The organism is Streptomyces sp. ALB3 (assembly GCF_044385685.1).
Classification (GTDB): Bacteria; Actinomycetota; Actinomycetes; order Streptomycetales; family Streptomycetaceae; genus Streptomyces.
Genome location: NZ_JBISCE010000008.1, coordinates 729,154 through 747,359, shown reverse-complemented (window position 1 = coordinate 747,359; position 18,206 = coordinate 729,154). Strand labels below are relative to the sequence as shown.

19 protein-coding genes are annotated in these 18,206 nt (G+C 71.0%); 8 read left to right on the top strand and 11 right to left on the bottom strand.

Features of this window, described 5'->3' with window-relative positions; translation table 11 throughout:
* Positions 1-24: 24 nt before the first annotated feature.
* From ACHFIV_RS10130 to ACHFIV_RS10095, 8 genes are all read right to left on the bottom strand, one after another.
* Positions 25-1,029: a sugar phosphate isomerase/epimerase family protein gene (locus ACHFIV_RS10130; protein ID WP_398965740.1), complete on the bottom strand. Its 1,005-nt coding sequence runs from the start codon at positions 1,027-1,029 to the stop codon at positions 25-27.
* Between the two features lie 12 nt (positions 1,030-1,041).
* On the bottom strand, positions 1,042-2,262 hold the full coding sequence (locus tag ACHFIV_RS10125) for a Gfo/Idh/MocA family protein (RefSeq protein WP_398965737.1): 1,221 nt from the start codon (positions 2,260-2,262) through the stop codon (positions 1,042-1,044).
* Between the two features lie 47 nt (positions 2,263-2,309).
* Positions 2,310-3,347: a substrate-binding domain-containing protein gene (locus ACHFIV_RS10120; RefSeq protein ID WP_398965735.1), complete on the bottom strand. Its 1,038-nt coding sequence runs from the start codon at positions 3,345-3,347 to the stop codon at positions 2,310-2,312.
* Positions 3,348-3,425: 78 nt separating this feature from the next.
* Positions 3,426-4,478 carry an ABC transporter permease gene (locus ACHFIV_RS10115; RefSeq protein ID WP_398965732.1) on the bottom strand — a complete coding sequence of 351 codons (1,053 nt, stop codon included), beginning with the start codon at positions 4,476-4,478 and terminating at the stop codon, positions 3,426-3,428.
* The gene (locus ACHFIV_RS10110) at positions 4,475-5,998 is read right to left on the bottom strand and encodes a sugar ABC transporter ATP-binding protein (RefSeq protein ID WP_398965729.1); all 1,524 of its coding nucleotides are present in this window, start codon (positions 5,996-5,998) and stop codon (positions 4,475-4,477) included. The genes ACHFIV_RS10115 and ACHFIV_RS10110 overlap by 4 nt, the downstream gene beginning before the upstream one ends.
* Positions 5,999-6,211: 213 nt before the next feature.
* Positions 6,212-7,393: an ROK family transcriptional regulator gene (locus ACHFIV_RS10105; protein ID WP_398965727.1), complete on the bottom strand. Its 1,182-nt coding sequence runs from the start codon at positions 7,391-7,393 to the stop codon at positions 6,212-6,214.
* Between the two features lie 327 nt (positions 7,394-7,720).
* On the bottom strand, positions 7,721-8,398 hold the full coding sequence (locus tag ACHFIV_RS10100; protein WP_398965724.1) for a GntR family transcriptional regulator: 678 nt from the start codon (positions 8,396-8,398) through the stop codon (positions 7,721-7,723).
* Positions 8,399-8,472: 74 nt separating this feature from the next.
* Positions 8,473-9,423, bottom strand: a complete 951-nt coding sequence (locus ACHFIV_RS10095) for a beta-ketoacyl-ACP synthase III (protein WP_398965721.1) — start codon at positions 9,421-9,423, stop codon at positions 8,473-8,475.
* A 99-nt stretch (positions 9,424-9,522) separates the two neighbouring features.
* Here ACHFIV_RS10095 and ACHFIV_RS10090 point away from each other — a divergent pair, with 99 nt between their 5' ends.
* A complete protein-coding gene (locus tag ACHFIV_RS10090) occupies positions 9,523-9,783 on the top strand; it encodes a hypothetical protein (RefSeq protein WP_398965718.1) in 261 nt (86 codons plus the stop codon).
* 5 nt (positions 9,784-9,788) lie between these two features.
* Positions 9,789-10,637, top strand: a complete 849-nt coding sequence (gene fdhD, locus ACHFIV_RS10085) for a formate dehydrogenase accessory sulfurtransferase FdhD (RefSeq protein WP_398965715.1) — start codon at positions 9,789-9,791, stop codon at positions 10,635-10,637.
* Positions 10,638-10,679: 42 nt separating this feature from the next.
* Here the strand turns inward: fdhD and ACHFIV_RS10080 are convergent, their stop codons facing one another.
* Positions 10,680-10,889, bottom strand: a complete 210-nt coding sequence (locus ACHFIV_RS10080; protein ID WP_398965713.1) for a DUF397 domain-containing protein — start codon at positions 10,887-10,889, stop codon at positions 10,680-10,682.
* Positions 10,871-11,713, bottom strand: coding sequence for a helix-turn-helix domain-containing protein (locus ACHFIV_RS10075; RefSeq protein WP_398965710.1), 843 nt, complete (start codon positions 11,711-11,713; stop codon positions 10,871-10,873). Before ACHFIV_RS10075 ends, ACHFIV_RS10080 begins: the two co-directional genes overlap by 19 nt.
* 176 nt (positions 11,714-11,889) lie before the next feature.
* On the opposite strand from ACHFIV_RS10075, the gene ACHFIV_RS10070 reads away from it, so the two are divergent.
* Both ACHFIV_RS10070 and ACHFIV_RS10065 read left to right on the top strand, forming a co-directional pair.
* Complete coding sequence (locus tag ACHFIV_RS10070; RefSeq protein ID WP_398965708.1) at positions 11,890-12,204, top strand: hypothetical protein; 315 nt, start codon at positions 11,890-11,892, stop codon at positions 12,202-12,204.
* Positions 12,201-12,482, top strand: a complete 282-nt coding sequence (locus ACHFIV_RS10065) for a hypothetical protein (RefSeq protein WP_398965706.1) — start codon at positions 12,201-12,203, stop codon at positions 12,480-12,482. Before ACHFIV_RS10070 ends, ACHFIV_RS10065 begins: the two co-directional genes overlap by 4 nt.
* 125 nt (positions 12,483-12,607) lie before the next feature.
* Here ACHFIV_RS10065 and ACHFIV_RS10060 read toward each other — a convergent pair whose 3' ends face one another.
* Positions 12,608-13,639 (bottom strand): bile acid:sodium symporter family protein, encoded by a 1,032-nt coding sequence (locus ACHFIV_RS10060; RefSeq protein ID WP_398965704.1) that lies wholly within the window; start codon positions 13,637-13,639, stop codon positions 12,608-12,610.
* Positions 13,640-13,754: 115 nt separating this feature from the next.
* Between ACHFIV_RS10060 and ACHFIV_RS10055 the strand changes: the two genes are divergently transcribed.
* From ACHFIV_RS10055 to ACHFIV_RS10040, 4 genes are all read left to right on the top strand, one after another.
* Entirely contained in the window at positions 13,755-14,648 is an 894-nt protein-coding gene (locus ACHFIV_RS10055; RefSeq protein ID WP_398965702.1) for a LysR substrate-binding domain-containing protein, read from the top strand.
* Between the two features lie 228 nt (positions 14,649-14,876).
* Entirely contained in the window at positions 14,877-16,676 is a 1,800-nt protein-coding gene (locus ACHFIV_RS10050; RefSeq protein WP_398966001.1) for an AMP-dependent synthetase/ligase, read from the top strand.
* A 137-nt stretch (positions 16,677-16,813) separates the two neighbouring features.
* Entirely contained in the window at positions 16,814-17,650 is an 837-nt protein-coding gene (locus ACHFIV_RS10045) for an aldo/keto reductase (RefSeq protein WP_398965700.1), read from the top strand.
* A gap of 126 nt (positions 17,651-17,776) precedes the next feature.
* The gene (locus ACHFIV_RS10040) at positions 17,777-18,136 is read left to right on the top strand and encodes a DUF6204 family protein (protein WP_398965699.1); all 360 of its coding nucleotides are present in this window, start codon (positions 17,777-17,779) and stop codon (positions 18,134-18,136) included.
* Positions 18,137-18,206: the final 70 nt, after the last annotated feature.

The window sequence follows — 18,206 nt, the reverse complement described above, 5'->3', positions numbered from 1 at the left end:
GGAGGGCCCCGGCCACACCCCCGGCTAGTCGCCGCCGCCGAACGCGGCGTCGAACGACGCGCTGGGCGGATCGAAGTCGAACCGCTTCAGTGATGCCAGCGCCTCCGGCGCCCCCGTCAGCCGGTCCATGCCCGCGTCCTCCCACTCCACGGAGACCGGCCCCTCGTAGCCGATGGACCGCAGCATCCGGAAGACGTCCTCCCAGGGCACGTCGCCGTGTCCCGCCGAGACGAAGTCCCAGCCACGCCGGGGGTCCCCCCACGGCAGGTGTGAGCCGAGACGTCCGTTGCGGCCGTCGAGACGCTTCCGGGCCTCCTTGCAGTCCACGTGGTAGATGCGGTCCCGGAAGTCGTACAGGAAGCCGACCGGGTCGAGGTCCTGCCACACGAAGTGGCTCGGGTCGAAGTTCAGGCCGAAAGCGGGCCGGTGGTCCACGGCCTCCAGGGCCCGGTGGGTGGTCCAGTAGTCGTACGCGATCTCGCTCGGGTGCACCTCGTGCGCGAAACGCACCCCCTCGGCGTCGAAGACGTCCAGGATCGGATTCCACCGCTCCGCGAAGTCCTCGTAGCCCCGCTCGATCATGTGGGGCGGGACCGGGGGGAACATGGCGACCAGGTGCCAGATCGAGGACCCGGTGAAGCCGATGACCGTGTCGACGCCGAACGCGGCGGCCGCCCGGGCGGTGTTCTCGATCTCCTCGGCGGCCCGTCGCCGGACGCCTTCCGGCTCCCCGTCCCCCCAGATGCGGGCGGGCAGGATCCCCTGGTGGCGTTCGTCGATCGGGTTGTCGCAGACGGCCTGGCCGACGAGGTGGTTGGAGACCGCCCAGCACTTCAGGCCGTACTTGTCGAGCAACTGCCGGCGCCCGTCGAGGTAGCCGGGATCCGAAAGGGCCTTGTCGACCTCGAAGTGGTCGCCCCAGCAGGCGAGTTCGAGCCCGTCGTAACCGAAGTCCCGGGCCAGCCGGCAGACCTCCTCCAACGGCAGGTCGGCCCACTGGCCGGTGAAGAGGGTGAAGGGACGGGGCATGCGCGGGACCTCCTAGAAGGGGACCGGTGTGTGTACGGAGTTCTTGGCGGCGCTCTCCTCGACGGCGGCGAGCACCCGCTGCACCTGAAGCCCGTCGGCGAACGACGGCACGGGGGCGCGCCCCTCGACGATCGTGCGCACCACGTCACGCGCCTGGTGGACGAAGGTGTGCTCGTAGCCCAGACCGTGGCCCGGCGGCCACCACGCCTCCAGGTAGGGGTGCTGGGGTTCGGTGACGAGGATCCGGCGGAATCCGGCGCTGGTGGCGGGCTCCGTGTGGTCGTGGAAGGAGAGTTCGTTGAGCCGTTCCAGGTCGAACGCGATCGAGCCCAGCTCTCCGTTGATCTCCAGGCGGAGGGCGTTCTTACGGCCCGCCGCCATCCTGGTCGCCTCGAACGAGGCGAGGGCGCCCGATGCCAGCCGCCCGGTGAACAGCGTCGCGTCGTCGACGGTGACCGCCCCCCGCGCGGTACCGTCCGCGGTGCCCGAGAGCCCGGCGGCGGCCCCGGCCAGGAGGGGCCGCTCGCGTACGAACGTCTCGCTCACCGCCGACACCCCGACCAGGGGTTCCCCGGCCAGGTACTGGGCCAGGTCGACGATGTGCGCGCCGAGGTCGCCCAGCGCGCCGGACCCGGCACGGTCGCGGTCGAGCCGCCAGGTGAGCGGCGACTCGGGGTCGACCAGCCAGTCCTGGAGGTAGGTGGCCCGTACGTGCCGCAGGGCCCCCAGCCTGCCCTCCTCGATCATCGTGCGGGCATAGGTGAGAGCGGGCACCTTGCGGTAGTTGAAGCCCACCATCGCCACCTGGCCGCGGACCGCCGCCCGCTCCGCGGCCTCCGCCATGGCTTCCGCCTCGGCGACCGTGTTGGCGAGCGGCTTCTCGCACAGCACGTGCTTGCCCGCCTCCAGCGCGGCGATGGCGATCTCCGCATGGCTGTCGCCGGGCGTGCAGATGTCGACCAGCTGCACGTCGTCCCGGGCGATCAGGGCGCGCCAGTCGGTCTCCGCCGCGGCCCATCCGTGCCGGGCGGCGGCGGCCTCGACGGCCGTACGGTCGCGTCCGCAGATCGCGGCGAGAGCGGGTCTCACCGGCAGGTCGAAGACATGTCCCGCGGTGCGCCACCCCTGGGAGTGGGCGGCACCCATGAACGCGTATCCGACCATGCCGACGCCGAGCGTCGCCGTCGGCGGCGGTGCCTCGGTCACCTGCTCCGTTTCTTCCCTACGGGCCATGCGGGCTTCCTCCTCGTCGGTGGTTCGGTGGCGGCGGCGGTGCTGGATCAGCTGAAGCCCGTCGGCAGGTACTGGTCGATGTTCTCCTTCGTCACCACGGCCGAGTACAGGGTCAGCGAGGTCGGTATCTCCATCTCCGAGAGTCCGGAGATGCCCTTGCCCTGACCGAGCGCGCGCGCCAGGTCGATCGCCGAGGCCGCCATCGTGGGCGGGTAGAGCACGGTCGCCTTCAGGACGCTGTTGTCGGCCTTGATGGCGTCCATCGCGGACTTGGCGCCCGCCCCGCCGACCATGATGAACTCGTCGCGTCCGGCCTGCTGGATGGCCCGCAGCGCGCCCACGCCCTGGTCGTCGTCGTGGTTCCACAGGGCGTCGAACTGCTTCTGCGCCTGGAGGAGCTGCGCCATCTTCGCCTGGCCTGACTCCACGGTGAAGTCCGCCGCCTGACGGGCCACCAGCTTGATGTTGGAGTAGTTCTTGAGCGCGTCGGCGAAGCCCTGGCTGCGCTGCTTGGTGAGTTCCAGGTTGTCGATGCCGGCGAGCTCGACGACCTTGGCGTTCGGCTTGTCCTTGAGCTGCTCGCCGATGTAGTGCCCGGCGTTGAGGCCCATGCCGTAGTTGTCGCCGCCGACCCAGCAGCGGTAGGCCTGCGGTGAGGCGAAGATACGGTCAAGGTTGACGACGGGGATGCCGGCCTTCATGGCTTCCAGGCCGACCTGGGTGAGCGCCTTGCCGTCGGCGGGGAGGACGACGAGGACGTCGACCTTCTTGTTGATGAGGGTCTTGACCTGGCCGATCTGGGCCGCGGTGTCGTTGGAGCCCTCGGTGATCTCCAGGGTCACCTCGGAGTACTTCTCGGCCCGCGACTTGGCGTTGACGTTGATGGCGTTGAGCCACCCGTGGTCGGCCTGGGGACCCGCGAAGCCGATGGTGACGGGCGTGCCCGGCTTGTCGTCGGCGGCCGGCTGATTGCTCTGCGCGGTCGCCTTCTCCTTCGGCTCGTTGCTGGTACAGGCGGTGAGGAAGGCTCCCGCGGAGACGGCCGCGGTGCCGAAGAGCAGTCCTCTGCGGCTGGTTTCTGGCATGGCTGTCAAACCCTTCATCCGGTGTGGCTCGTGCGGAACGGCGGGTGGGTGATCAGTGCTGCGGCACGCGGGAGGGGCTCAGGTCTCGCCTCCGCGCAGGGTGCGGCGCTGGACGAGGACGGCGGCGACGATGATGGCGCCCTTGGCGATCTGCTGGACGTCGCTCTGCAGGTTGTTCAGCGCGAAGATGTTGGTGATCGTGGTGAAGACCAGGACACCGAGTACGGATCCGACGATCGTGCCCCGGCCTCCGCTCAGAAGGGTCCCGCCGATGATCGCGGCGGCGATGGCGTCGAGTTCGTACAGGTTTCCGTTGGTGTTCTGGCCCGATCCGGACAGGATGATGAGCATGAAGGCGGCGATGCCGCAGCAGAGCCCGGACAGCAGGTAGAGGTACAGCCGCTGACGTCGTACGTCGATGCCCGCGAGCCTCGCCGCTTCCGCGTTGCCGCCGATGGCGACCGTACGGCGGCCGAAGGTGGTCCGGTTGAGGACCAGCCAGCCGACGACGGTGACCGCGGCGAAGACGAGCACCAGCGGCGGGATGCCGAGCACGTAGCTGTCGGGCAGGCCGAGGTCGAGGACGGACTGCACGGTGACGATCTGTGTCTTGCCGTCGGTGATCTGCAGGGCGAGTCCGCGTGCCGAGGCCAGCATGGCGAGCGTCGCGATGAAGGGGACCATGCGCCCGTAGGCGATGAGCACCCCGTTGACGAGCCCGGCGGCGAGGCCGACGGTCACGGCGGTGAACAGGATGCCCGCGAAGCCGAAGTCCTGGGTGGCCAGTGTCGTCGCCCAGACGGACGCGAGTGCCACCATCGCGCCGACCGACAGGTCGATGCCGCCGCCGATGATGACCAGGGTCATACCGACGGTGACGACCCCGATGACCGAGGACTGGGTCAGGATCAGTTGCAGGTTCCCGGTGTCCAGGAACGCGTCCGGTTCGGTGAAGCCTCCGACCGCCACCAGCACGGCGAGGACACCGAGCAGCGACAGGTTGCGGACGTCGGCGCGCAGGCCGAGCGCGCGCAGGCCACCGCCCTGCTTCGAGGGCGGCGCGGCAGCGGGGCCTGTCGCGGTCCCCTTCTCCGGCCCGTGGTGCTGCGCCGGCGGTGCGGGCTGTGTCATGACGTCGGGCTCCCTTCCATGACGAGGTCGAGGACACGGTGCTCGTCGAGCTCCCTGGCGTCGGCCGTGTGCACGACACGGCCTTCCCGGAGCACCAGCACCCGGTCGGCGAGGCCCAGCACTTCGGGCACTTCGCTGGAGACGAGCAGAACGGCGAGGCCTTCGTCGGCCAGCCGGCGGATCACGGCGTAGAGCTCGGCGCGGGCGCCGACGTCGACGCCGCGGGTCGGTTCGTCGAGCAGCAGGACCCGGCAGCCCCTCAGCAGCCAGCGGGCCAGGACCGCTTTCTGCTGGTTGCCGCCGGAGAGGGTGCGGACAGCGGCGTCAGGGTTGTCGGGCCGCAGGGACAGTTCGCGGGTCGCGGTCCTGGCGGCCTGGCGCTCGGCCCCCCGGTCGAGCCAGCCGGCACGGGAGAAGCGGGACAGGGAGGAGACCGAGACGTTCCGGGTGACGGATTCGGTCAACAGCAGGGCCTGCGCCTTGCGTTCCTCGGGTGCCAGGCCGATTCCGGCGGCCACGGCGGCCCGGACACTGCCGGCGCGCAGGGGGGTGCCGCCGACGAGGACGCGGCCCGCGGTCGGTTTCCGCGCGCCGTAGACGGTCTCCAGGATCTCCGAGCGTCCCGAGCCGACGAGCCCCGCGAGGCCGACGATCTCGCCGGGCCTCAGCTCCAGGTCGACGGGCTCGAACTCGCCCTTGCGACATAGCCCTTCGACCTTCAGCACGGGGTCGGCCGTGGACCGGGCGCCGGGTGCGGGCCGTTCCGGGAAGACGTACTCGACGTTGCGCCCGGTCATCATGGCAACGATGTCGCGCGTGGGGGTGGACTTGGCGGGAAGCCCCACTGCGACGGCCCTGCCGTCCTTGAGCACCGTCACCCGGTCACCGATGCGGCGGATCTCCTCCAGCCGGTGCGAGATGTAGACGACGGCCACCCCGTCGGCGGTGAGGGCGTCGACGATCCGGAAGAGGTTGTCGACCTCGTCGGGGTCCAGTGCGGCGGACGGCTCGTCCATCACGATGAGCCGTACGTCGTGGGAGAGCGCCCGCGCCATGGAGACGATCTGCTGGTGGGCTGCGGAGAGGTCGCCGACCGGGCGGGCCGGGTCGATCTCCGGGTGTCCGAGGCGTTCGAGGAGCGCGGCGGCCGCGGTGCGGGCCTCACGTGTCCGGACGACGAAGCCCGCGCTGGTCGGTTCATGTCCGAGGAAGACGTTCTCCGCGACCGACAGGCCCTCCACCAGGTCGAGTTCCTGGTAGATGGTGGCGATTCCCAGGCGCATCGCGGCGATCGGCGAGGACAGCTGGACGGGTTCGCCGCCCCAGGTGATGGCGCCGTCGTCGGGCTGGTGGGCTCCGGCCAGCACCTTGATGAGGGTGGACTTGCCGGCGCCGTTCTGGCCGAGGAGGCAGTGGACTTCACCGGCGAGCACCTCCAGGTCCACGCCGTCGAGGGCGCGTACACCGGGGAACGACTTGGTGATGCCGGACATCGTGAGCAGGGGTGGTTCTGGTGCCATGACGGATCCCCTCGGCGAACGAGGTCTCCCCTGCTCGGGCGGGGCCGAGATCGCGGGGTAGGCCGGTGAGCGGGCAGGGCGCAGTGCCGGCAGTGCCGTACTGCTGACGGGAATGCTGGGTGGTACTGCTGTGCGGTGCTGCGGACGGAGCTCGGGGGGCTGCTTACGGGTGGAGCTGCGGAGCGCGTGCCGTACGGCGCGCCGGCCCGTGTGTCAGGCCGGCGAGAACAGGTGGTCGCTGATGAGCCTGGCCGCGCCGGTCACTCCGGCTACGGGCCCCAGCTCACCGAGGACGATGGGGAGGTTGCCCGTGGCCAGCGGCAGGGACTGCCGGTAGACCTGGGTGCGTACGCTGGCCAGGAGGTTGTGGCCGAGTCCGGTCACCCCGCCGCCGATCACGACGAGGCCGGGGTTGAAGAAGCTGACGAGTCCCGCGATGACCTGACCGACCCTGTTGCCGCCCTCACGGATCAGGTCCAGCGCCGTGGGGTCACCGGCCGCCGCGGCGGCGGCCACGTCGACGGCCGAGAGCCGCCCGGCCCCGTCGAGCCGCGCCGCCAGCTCCGCGGACCGGCCGGTGCGGGCCGCGTCCTCGGCGTCACGGGCGAGGGCGGCGCCGCTGAAGTGCGCTTCGAGGCAGCCCCGGTTGCCGCAGGCGCAGGCCCGCCCGTCCGGCTCCACCTGGATGTGGCCGATGTCCCCGGCGCTGCCCGTCGTACCGCGGTAGACCTCTCCGCCCACCACGATGCCGCAGCCGATACCCGTACCGATCTTGACGCAGAGGAAGTCGCCCACGGAACGGGCGACGCCCGCGTGCTGCTCCCCCAGCGCCATCAGGTTCACGTCGTTGTCGACCATGACGGGGCAGCCCAGTTCCTGGCTGAGCGCCTCGCGGACCGGGAAGCCGTCCCAGCCCGGCATGATCGGCGGCGCGACCGGTACGCCCTCGGGGAAGCGGACCGGTCCCGGGACGCCGATACCGGCGCCGTCGAAGCCTTCGGCGAGCCCGGACGCCCGGAGTTTGGCCGCCATCGCCAGGACCTGCTCGAAGACGGCGACAGGCCCTTCCCGTACGTCCATCGGATGGTTGAGGTGGCCGAGCACCTCCAACTCGGCGTTGGTGACGGCCACGTCGATGGACGTGGCACCGATGTCCACACCGAGGAAGCGCAGTCCGGGGGCGAGCCGGATGTTGTGGGACCGGCGACCGCCCCGGGACGCGGCCAGTCCGTCGGCCACGACGAGTCCGGTCTCCAGGAGCCGGTCCACCTCGACGGCGAGCTTGGACCGCGAGAGGTCGACCTGGTCCCCGAGCTGTGCGCGGGAGTTGGGCCCTCCGTCACGCAACAGCCGGAGCAGTCGCGCCTGATGCGTGTTCGCGGGTCGTGCCGTCATGCGTCTCACGCGTCCCTCCCCGCCACATCGGCCAGTCCGTCGGGCTTTCGAGGGGAACGTAGCAGCGGTTCACCGGAGTGGGAAGAAGTTGCGCAGGAATCCGCTCCAACTTTCTCCACACTCAGGACAAAGATGCGTCCCGTGGGCGGCGCGCCGGGCGCGGCGCCGGCGGTCGCGGGGGCGCGGGGGCGCGGGGGCGCGGGGGCGCGGGGGCGCGGGGGCGCGGGCCAGGGTGCGAAGACCTACGGCCGGTGCGCGGAGAAGGCCGGTACGGAGAGAAGGCCGGGGCCTGGGCCCCGGCCTTCCGTGTCTCGCGTCCGGCCCCGGTCAGGCCTCTTCGCGTCGGTGGTACGTCTGCCGGGTGTGCTCGGTGTGCGCCCGCATGATCGCGGTCGCCCGCTGTTCGTCCCGGGAGGCGATCGCGGCGATCAGCTCCCTGTGCTCGATCCAGGACCGGGTGCCGCGCTGGCGGGCCACCGGCGTGTAGTACCAGCGGACCCGGCGGTCGACCTGGGCGGCGAGCTCGGACAGGACGACGTTGCCCGCGAGTTCCATGACCTTGGCGTGGAACGCGGCGTTCGTGGCGACGGCGAGGTCGACGTCGTCGGCGGCGACCGCCTGCTCCCCCTGCGAGCAGAGCTCCTCCAGGGCCTCGATGCCCGGCTGCCCCGCGTGGGCGGCGGCCAGCCGGGCGGCCTCGGCCTCCAGCAGGGTGCGGACCGAGAGCAGCTGGTCCGCCTCCTCCTCGGTGGGTTCGTGCACGAAGGCGCCCTGCGCGGGGCGCAGATCCACCCAGCCCTCGGTGTTCAGCCGCTGGAGCGCTTCGCGCACCGGCTGCCGCGACACCCCGAGGTGCCCGGCCAGTTCACTCTCCACCAGGTGCTGGCCGGGGCGCAGGGCACGCGTGGTGATGAGCTCGAGAAGCGCCTCGTACACGCGCTCACGCAACGGCCCCGGCCGCTCCAGCTTCGGCACCGTTCCTTGCGGCAGTCCTGCGGACAACATCGCGGTCCCCCTCCGGGCGCCGGGCAATTGCTTATCGTATGCAGTCTACCGAGCACAATGCCACGCCGGGGCCCTCAGGGGCAGCGGATCACCTGACCCGCGTACGAGAGGTTCCCGCCGAAGCCGAAGAGCAGGGCCGGCGCACCGCTCTCGACCTCGCCGCGCTCCACCAGTTTCGACAGCGCCATGGGGATCGACGCGGCCGAGGTGTTGCCGGAATCCACCACGTCACGGGCGATGACCGCGTTGACCGCACCGATCTTCCGTGCGACGGGCTCGATGATCCTCAGGTTGGCCTGGTGGAGGACGACGGCGGCGAGGTCCTCGGGCGTGACACCGGCCCGCTCGCACACCTTGCGGGCGATGGGCGGCAGCTGCGTGGTCGCCCACCGGTAGACGGACTGCCCCTCCTGCGCGAACCGCGGTGGCGTGCCCTCGATCCTCACGGCGTTGCCCATACCGGGCACGGACCCCCACAGGACGGGACCGATCCCCGGCCTTCCGCTCACGTCCGGGTCGGCGGTGACGACGGCGGCACCCGCTCCGTCACCCATGAGGACGCAGGTGGAGCGGTCGGTCCAGTCGACGATGTCACCCATCTTGTCGGCGCCGATGACGAGGGCCCGGGACGCGGCCCCGGCCCGGATCGCATGGTCGGCGGTGGCCAGCGCGTGGGTGAATCCGGAGCACACCACGTTGATGTCCATCACGGCCGGCGAGCTCATGCCCAGGCGCGCGGCGACCCGGGCGGACATGCTCGGCGAGCGGTCGATGGCCGTGGAGGTGGCGACGAGGACCAGGTCGATGTCCGCCGGCTGGAGTCCGGCCGACGCGAGGGCCTTGGCCGCGGCGTGCGCGGCCAGTTCGTCCACGGATTCACCGGGGCCGCCCACGTGCCGGGTCTTGATGCCGACCCGGCTGGTGATCCACTCGTCGCTGGTGTCGACCATGGCCGCCAGGTCGTCGTTGGTGAGGACCTTGGCAGGCTGATAGTGGCCGAGCGCCACGACACGTGAGCCGGTCATGTACGGGTTCCCCTCGCTACGTCAGGCAGGAACTGTCCAGTCTTGGTTGCTACCGATCGGTACAGAGGCACGTAACCCCACAGGAATACGGGCCCGAGCTTGGAGCGTCTCGAACAGCTCCTTGGGAACTCTCGCGGACACTCCGGCCGCCGCACCGGAAACGCGACGGACAGGACACCCGCTGTCACGCGTATCGACCCCTGGCGGGCGCATACTGTAGACGATTTCCGCGCATTGACACTCGCGTACGGGACCAGCGAGATCGTCCAGGTCACCTCGCCGCACGACGGCCCGGCGACCCGTGGCAACCTCTGTATCAAGGGCCGCTTCGGCTACCGACACGTACAGAATCGGGTGTAACGGCTATGGGACGGGTCACCGAGCGTCGCCGCACCCTCCGCATCCGGGACGGGGCGGTCACGACCCGTCCCGACACGCTCGTAGCGGAGGAGCCACTGGAGATCCGGCTGAACGGCAGGCCGCTCGCCATCACGATGCGCACCCCGGGTGACGACTTCGCGCTCGCGGCGGGCTTCCTGGTGAGCGAGGGCGTGATCGGGGAGGGATCCGAGGTGCAGTCGATCGTGTACTGCGCGGGCGCCACCGCCGAAGGCGTCAACACGTACAACGTGGTGGACGTGAAGCTCGCGCCCGGAGTCGCGGTCCCCGACATCACGCTGGAGCGCAACGTCTACACCACCTCGTCCTGCGGACTCTGCGGCAAGGCCAGTCTCGACGCGGTCCGCACCACGACCCGCCACCCCGTCGCCGACACTCCCCCGGTCCGGGTGACGCCCGCGCTGCTCGCCGCCCTCCCCGACCGGCTGCGCGACGCGCAACGGGTGTTCGACCGGACCGGTGGCCTGCACGCGGCGGCGCTCTTCTCGCCGGAGGGCGAGCTGCTCGACGTCCGGGAGGACGTCGGCCGCCACAACGCGGTCGACAAGCTCGTGGGACGCGCCCTCACCGACGACCGGCTGCCGCTCTCGCAGGTGATCCTGCTGGTCTCGGGGCGAGCGTCCTTCGAACTGGTGCAGAAGGCGGTGATGGCGGGGATACCGATGCTGGCGGCGGTCTCGGCGCCGTCGTCGCTGGCCGTGGACCTCGCGGCCGAGAGCGGACTGACCCTCGTCGGCTTCCTGCGCGGCCAGTCCATGAACGTGTACGCGGGCGACCACCGCATCGCCCTCGACGCGGCGGTGGGCCAGAGCTGAGCCGGCCCGCCCGCTGCACGGGGCCGTCGCGGAAGGGCGGGTTCAGGCGCCCAGCGCACCGTCCTTCACGGCGGACACGAACGACGACCAGCCGTCCGCCGCGAACGTGAGGGCAGGTCCCTGCGGGTTCTTGCTGTCACGTACGGGAACCACAACTGCGAAGTCATCAGCGATCTCGATGCACGCGCCACCATCCTGGTTGCTGTAGCTGCTCTTGCGCCAGGTCGCGGCGCTCAGGTCGATGGATCGCACGGCATTTCCTCCAACATGCGCAGGACGAATTTCTGCGACTCGGCTGGGGAAAGCGCCAGGTCACGCGTCGCATCGTACGCACGTTGCATGCGCTCCACCGCAACGCTTTCCGCGTGGAGTTCCCCTCCGTACCCGTGTTCCGTATACGCCACAGTACGACTGTCCGGCAGCCGGAGAAACCAGACGTCAGTACTCGACAAGCCGTGCAACCCGGCACTTTGCGGCAGCACTTGAAGGGTGACGTTCGGCCGCTCCGACATCTCGGACAGATACTCGAGCTGTTCCCGCCAATCCTCCGCACTGCGCAACGCTGTCCGAAGAGCCGCTTCCGACAGGATCGTCCGGAACAGCGGCGCACCCTCCCCCTCCAGCATGTTCCGCCGTCCCATCCGTGCCTCCACCTGCTGCGTCAGCCGTACCCCACTGAACCCGCCGGACGCCAGCAGTTCCCGCGCGTACCCCGGCGTCTGTAGCAGTCCCGGCAGCACACTCACCGCGAAGTGCCACAGACTCGTCGCCTCCGCCTCCAGCGCCATGTACCGCTGGTACCGCTCCTTGAACTGCGTCTGGTCGCTGACCGCCAGCTCCCACAGCGCCAGCAGCAGACCCGGTGTGCCGTAGTACTGGTCCAGTGCCTGGACCACCTCGGGCCCGCCGACCGTCTCACCCTTCTCCATCTTCCCGAACAACGACCAGTCCCAGCCCAGCCGTTCGCCGAGCTGGCGCAGGCTCTCGCCGCGCTCGGCGCGCAGATGCCGCAGCTCCTCCGCGAACCGTGCGCGTGGTTCCCTGCTGCGGCCCGTGACCGCGCGCCTCGTCGGCATCGTGCCCTCCGTGGAACGTGTGGAACTTGCCTCACCCGCCGGGGAAGCACATCCCGCCCTCGGCGTTTCATGCCCCTGACCGGGTCACTCTCGTAACCGAGCCCCTCACGCAACGTAGCCCCGGTGTGGGTGGCCGGGCAGAGGAATCCGCGAAAGAACCATCGAAGGAAGAAGCCATGACGCCGCCGTCGCAGAAGCCGCCCCTCCCCCGCAGGACGCCCCGGCCCGGTGCGCCCGCCCCCCTCCCCGGGGCGGAGCGGGCGGCCGGGGACAGGATCCAGGAGGCCGTCGACGCGCGCGACGCCCTGGCCACCGCACTCACCGGCGCCGGCATCCAGTTGCCCGCGATGGACGTCCGCACCCCGTGGCCGGACGCGGACGGCGGCGAGGGCGCGCGCGCAGGCCGGTACGCCCTGGTCCACCTCGGCATCTGCTCCGCCCCGGTGGCGCACGCCCTTGCCGCCGTGATCGGGCGGGGAGCGGCCAGGTGACGGAGGCCGGCGCCCCTGGCGTCGGGGCGATCGTGCACGACGGCGGGAGCGGCCGTGTGGGCACGGTCATGGGGCACGAGGGCCCGTACCTCCAGCTCCGCCCGCTCGGCGGAGGCCGCGAGTGGGACGCGGACCCGTCCCGCCTCCGGCCGCTCGGCCCGGCCGAGCTGTTGAGCGCCCGCGTCGCCGAGGCCAACGCCCGCAGCCGGACCGGGTCCGGCCTCTCCGGCATACGGGGCGCATCCTGCGCGGACCCGGCCGAGGACGGCGCCCGGTGACGACGGCGTGAAAAGGCCCGGAGCCACCGGTCCGTCAGGGACCGGACGCGCCGTGCCGGTGGCTGCCGGGGGGTGGGGCGGCGCGGGGATCGGGCCTCACCCGTCGTCACCCCGCCCCTCGGGGGTCAGCTCACCACGACCGGGTGCTGGGACGACGTCCCGCCGTCCGGGAGCGGATCCCGCGAGCGGCGCTTCGCGATCACCGCGCAGACCATCAGCTGCATCTGGTGGAAGAGCATCAGGGGCAGCACCGCGAGGCTCGCGTGCGCGCCGAACAGGACGCTGGCCATGGGGAGCCCGGCAGCCAGGCTCTTCTTCGAACCGGCGAACTGGATGGCGATCCGGTCCTCCCGCCCGAAGCCCAGTCGCTTCGCCCCGTACCAGCTCACCGAGAGCATGACGGCCAGCAGCACGGCCTCGGCTCCGAGCAGTGCGCCGAGCCGCAGCGGTGTGACCTGCTGCCAGATCCCGGCCACCATGCCCTCGCTGAACGCCGTGTAGACGACGAGCAGGATCGAGCCCCGGTCGACGAGACCGAGGACCTTGCGGTGCCGGCCGATGAACCCTCCGACCCAGCGCCGCAGCAGCTGGCCCGCGAGGAAGGGCACCAGCAGCTGGAGAACGATCTTCACGAGGGAGTCCGCCGAGAACCCTCCCCCGCTGCCGCCGAGCAGCGCCGCCGCCAGGAGGGGCGTGAGCAGGATTCCGGCGATGCTGGAGAAGGAGCCCGCGCAGATGGCGGCCGGGACGTTGCCACGGGCGATCGAGGTGAAGGCGATCGACGACTGGATGGTCGAGGGCACCAGGCACAGGAACAGGAAACCGTCGTGGAGCTGCGGGGTCAGCACGTGAGGCACCAGTCCGTGGCCGGCGAGTCCGAGCAGCGGGAACACCACGAAGGTGCAGGCCAGGACCATGAGGTGGAGACGCCAGTGCCTCAGGCCGTCGAGCGCCTCCGCGGTGGACAGCCGCGCTCCGTAGAGGAAGAAGAGCAGGGCCACCGCGCCGGTCGACGCACCGCCCGCCACCTCGGCCCCGGTTCCTGACACCGGGAGCAGGGCCGCGAGCACGACCGTGCCGACCAGCGCCAGGATGTAGGGGTCGACCGGCAGCCATGACGGCAGCGCGGGGATTCGGCGGCTGGTGCGGCGGCTCATGTGCTCCGTACTCTCTCGGTGAGGTCGTGCCCTGCCCATCGTGCTCCCGGGGGCAGCGATCGGGAAACCCGTACACCGCACTGACTGTCATCACGGATCGCGATAACCTCGCCTCATGTACGACCCCGTCCAGCTCCGCACCTTCCTGGCCGTCGCCCAGACCCTGAGCTTCACCCAGGCGGCACGCCGGCTGGGCGTCCGGCAGTCCACGGTCAGCCAGCACGTCCGCCGGCTGGAGTCCGAGGCCGGCCGGCAGCTCTTCAGCCGGGACACACACCGGGTGGACCTCACCGAGGACGGGGAGGCCATGCTGGGCTTCGCCCGGACGATCCTGCAGGCCAACGAGCGGGCGGCGGCGTTCTTCACGGGCACCCGGCTGCGTGGACGGCTGCGCTTCGGAGCCTCGGAGGACTTCGTGCTGACCCGGCTGCCGGAGATCCTGGAGTCGTTCCGGCGCGAGCACCCGGAGGTCGAGCTGGAGCTGACGGTGGAGCTGTCCGGCGCTCTGCACCGGCAGCTCGCGGCGGGCCGGCTCGACCTGGTCCTGGCCAAGCGGCGTACCGGGGACACGCACGGGCAGCTGGTCTGGCAGGACACCCTGGCCTGGATCGGTGCCCCGCAGCTGCGGATCGATCCCGAGCGCCCGGTCCCCCTGATCGCCTTCCCGCCCCCCGGCATCACCAGGGCCCGCGCCCTGGAGGTGCTGGAGGAGCACGGCAGGTCCTGGCGGTTCGCGTGTACGAGTGCGAGTCTGAGCGCACTCGTCGCGGCGGCCCGCGCCGGACTGGGGGTCATGGCGCACACGCGGGGGCTCATCCCGCCGGGGCTCGTGCCGGTGCCGTCACGGGCGGGTCTGCCGGAGCTCGGGGATGTGGATTTCGTGCTGCTGCACGGGCGCCGCAGGGACACCGCCCAGGAGGCCGCGGACGCCCTCGCGGCGGCGATCCTGGCGGGCGGCGACCGTCTGCACCGCGGACCGGTCCTGCCGTCGCACCCGGAATCGGCGTAAGCGCCGCGTACAGATTCGGTGGAGATTCCCGCCCCAGCTACTTACTCCACGGTCAGAAGTCCGCCCGGGCGTTGCCCATCTGGCCCGATTTCTACGGTCGGCATGGCCAGATGCCACGTTTTCCGGAGACTTCGGACCCTCCCCCGGCCCTGGGCGGTGAGGTAGCGTCGCGGCGCCGTGCGGAGCGCCACAAGGAGCAGGTCATTGCGCGAGTTCACTGTCCCACCCATGGCCGCCGCCCCTCAAGTCGGCGGTCTCGCCGATACCGTCTTCGACCACGCCGAGGAGGACCCCCACCGGATCGCACTCGGGCGCAAGGACGCGGAGGGCCGGTGGCACGACGTGTCCGCCGCCGCGTTCCGCGACGAGGTGCTCGCGCTCGCCAAGGGACTGATCGCGCACGGCATCAGGTTCGGCGACCGGGTCGCCCTGATGTCCCGCACGCGCTACGAGTGGACCCTCTTCGACTTCGCCCTCTGGACCGTGGGCGCGCAGTCGGTACCGGTCTATCCCACGTCGTCGGCCGAGCAGGTCCTGTGGATGCTGCACGACGCCGAAGTCGCGGCCGTGATGGTCGAGCACGAGGACCACGCGATGACGATCGGTTCGGTGATCGACCGGTTGCCGCACCTGCACCGGCTCTGGCAGCTGGACGCCGACGCGGTGACCGAGCTCGTCGACGCCGGGGCACTGGTCGACGACGAGGTCGTGCACCGGCACCGCCGCGCTGTGACCCCCGAATCGGTGGCGACCGTGATCTACACCTCCGGCACGACGGGGCGCCCCAAGGGCTGTGTGATCACCCACGCCAACTTCATGTTCGAGGCCGACACCATGGTCGGCCGCTGGCACCCGGTGTTCCTCTCCAAGCCCGGCGAGGAGGCGGCGACACTGCTCTTCCTGCCGCTCGCCCACGTCTTCGGGCGCATGGTGGAGATCGCCGCACTGCGCGGCCGGGTCAAACTGGGACACCAGCCCGAGCTGTCGGCGAAGGCCCTGATGCCGGACCTGGTCGCGTTCCGGCCCACCTTCATCCTCGCGGTCCCCTACATCTTCGAGAAGGTGTTCAACGGCGCGCGGCGCAAGGCGGAGGCCGAGGGCCGAGCGGGGGCGTTCGACAAGGCCGTCGAGGTCGCGGTGAAGTACGCGGAGGCGATGGAGGAGCGTGCTTTCGGGACGGGCCCCGGCCCGTCCGCCGGGCTGCGGATGCAGCACCAGTTCTTCGACAAGGTCGTCTACCGCAAGGTCCGCGACGCGATGGGCGGCCGGGTGCGGCACGCCATGTCGGGCGGCTCCGGCATGAACCGGCAGCTCGGGCTGTTCTTCGCGGGTGCGGGCGTCACGGTCTACGAGGGTTACGGACTCACCGAGACGACGGCGGCAGCGGCGGCCAACCCGCCCGAGCGCACCCGTTACGGCACGGTCGGACAACCGATCCCCGGATCCTCGGTGCACATCGCACGGGACGGCGAGATCTGGGTGCACGGCTCCAACGTGTTCTCGGGCTACCTGGGCGACCCCAAGGCCACGGACGCCGTGCTGCACGACGGGTGGCTGGCCACCGGCGACCTCGGCGCACTCGACGAGGACGGCTACCTGACCATCACCGGTCGCAAGAAGGAGATCCTGGTGACCTCCGGGGGCAAGAGCGTCGCCCCGACCGGCCTGGAGGAGCGGGTGCGCGCGCACCCGCTGGTCGCGCAGTGCATCGTCGTCGGCAACGACCGGCCCTACATCGCCGCGCTGGTCACCGTCGACCACGAGGCCGTGGAGCACTGGCTCGCCATGCAGGGCCGCACGCCGATGAGCGCCGCCGAGCTGGTGCGTGACCCCGACCTGGAGATGGAGGTGCGCCGGGCCGTGGTGGCCGCGAACACCGCGGTGTCGCAGGCGGAGTCCATCCGCACCTTCCGCATCCTGGCGCACCAGTTCACCGAGGAGCACGGTCTGCTCACCCCGTCGCTGAAACTGAAGCGGAAGGCCATCGAGACGGCGTACGCGGCCGAGGTCGACGCCCTGTACCGCTGAGCCCGGCCGCCGTACCTGGCGGTGCGTCAGATGGACACCCTTCCGGTTCGCCGGATCCGGGCAGGTGGGAATGGTTGGGCCCGTCCGTTCGTTCTCGCTGGGAGTACCAACCGACCAACGCAAAGGATCGACTGCTCGTGAGCCAGGTCCCCACCATCACCCTCAACAACGGCCTCGAGATGCCTCAGCTCGGCTTCGGTGTCTGGCAGGTGCCGGACGACGAGGCCACTACGGCCGTGACAACGGCCCTGGAGGCCGGGTACCGGAGCATCGACACCGCCGCGATCTACGGGAACGAGGCGGGCACGGGAAAGGCCCTCGCCGCCTCCGGAGTGGCCCGTGAGGAGCTGTTCGTCACCACCAAGCTGTGGAACGCCGAGCAGGGATACGACTCGACGCTCCGCGCCTTCGACGCGTCGCTGGACAAGCTGGGTCTCGACTACGTGGACCTGTACCTGATCCACTGGCCGGTGCCCGCCAAGGATGCCTACGTCGACACCTACAAGGCCTTCGAGCGGATCCTCGCCGACGGCCGCGCCAAGTCCATCGGTGTGTCCAACTTCAACCCGGAGCACCTGGAGCGCCTGCTGGGCGAGACGTCCGTCGTCCCCGCGGTCAACCAGATCGAGCTGCACCCGCAGCTCCAGCAGGCCAGGTCGCGCGCCTTCCACGCCGAGCACGGCATCGTCACCGAGGCCTGGTCGCCGCTGGGCTCGGGCAAGGGCCTCCTGGAGGTCCCGACGGTGGCCGCCGTCGCGCACAAGCACGGCCGGACCCCGGCCCAGGCGGTGCTCCGCTGGCACCTCCAGACCGGCCACGTGGTGATCCCCAAGTCCGTGACACCCTCGCGGATCGCGGAGAACATCGACGTCTTCGACTTCGAGCTGGACGCCGACGACCTGGCCGCCTTCGCCGCTCTCGACGAGGGCAAGCGCCTCGGTTCCGACCCGGCGGAGATGAACCTGGGCGCCTGAGCCCGGCCCCGCGCACGGCGGCGCCCCACCGGCTCGATGCGTGGTGGGGCGCCGTCCGCGTGTCCGCCCGGCGGGGACGCGTAAACCTGGTGGAACGGCGCTGATGCCGCTGGCTAAGGTCGCGGGATGAGTACTCGTACCTTCCGTATCACGGTCCGTGGTGTCTTCGACGGACTCAGCTCCGGTCAGCGGGCCGAGCTGCTGGCCGATGCCGCTGAGCATGACGTCCTGCGCGCGGCCTTCACCCCCGAGGGGCACCTCACCTACGACCTGGCGGCGCGTCCGGCCTTCACCTTCCGCTTCCAGGACTCGGGTGACGAGGAGGAGCACATCCTGGAGGCGACCGAGCGCGCCGAGGAGGCGGCGAGGGCGTGGCTGGCCGGACGCGGCTACGGCTACAAGAACCTCAGGAGCAGCGCGGAGGACCTCTCCCAGGCGCCGCTCGGCAAACGGCAGCGCCGTGCCGCAGCCCGGAAGGACGCCTGATCCCGCGCCCGCGTGACCGCTTCACGGGCGTCCCTGGCCGGACACGGACCGAACCGCTTCCTGGCAGGCG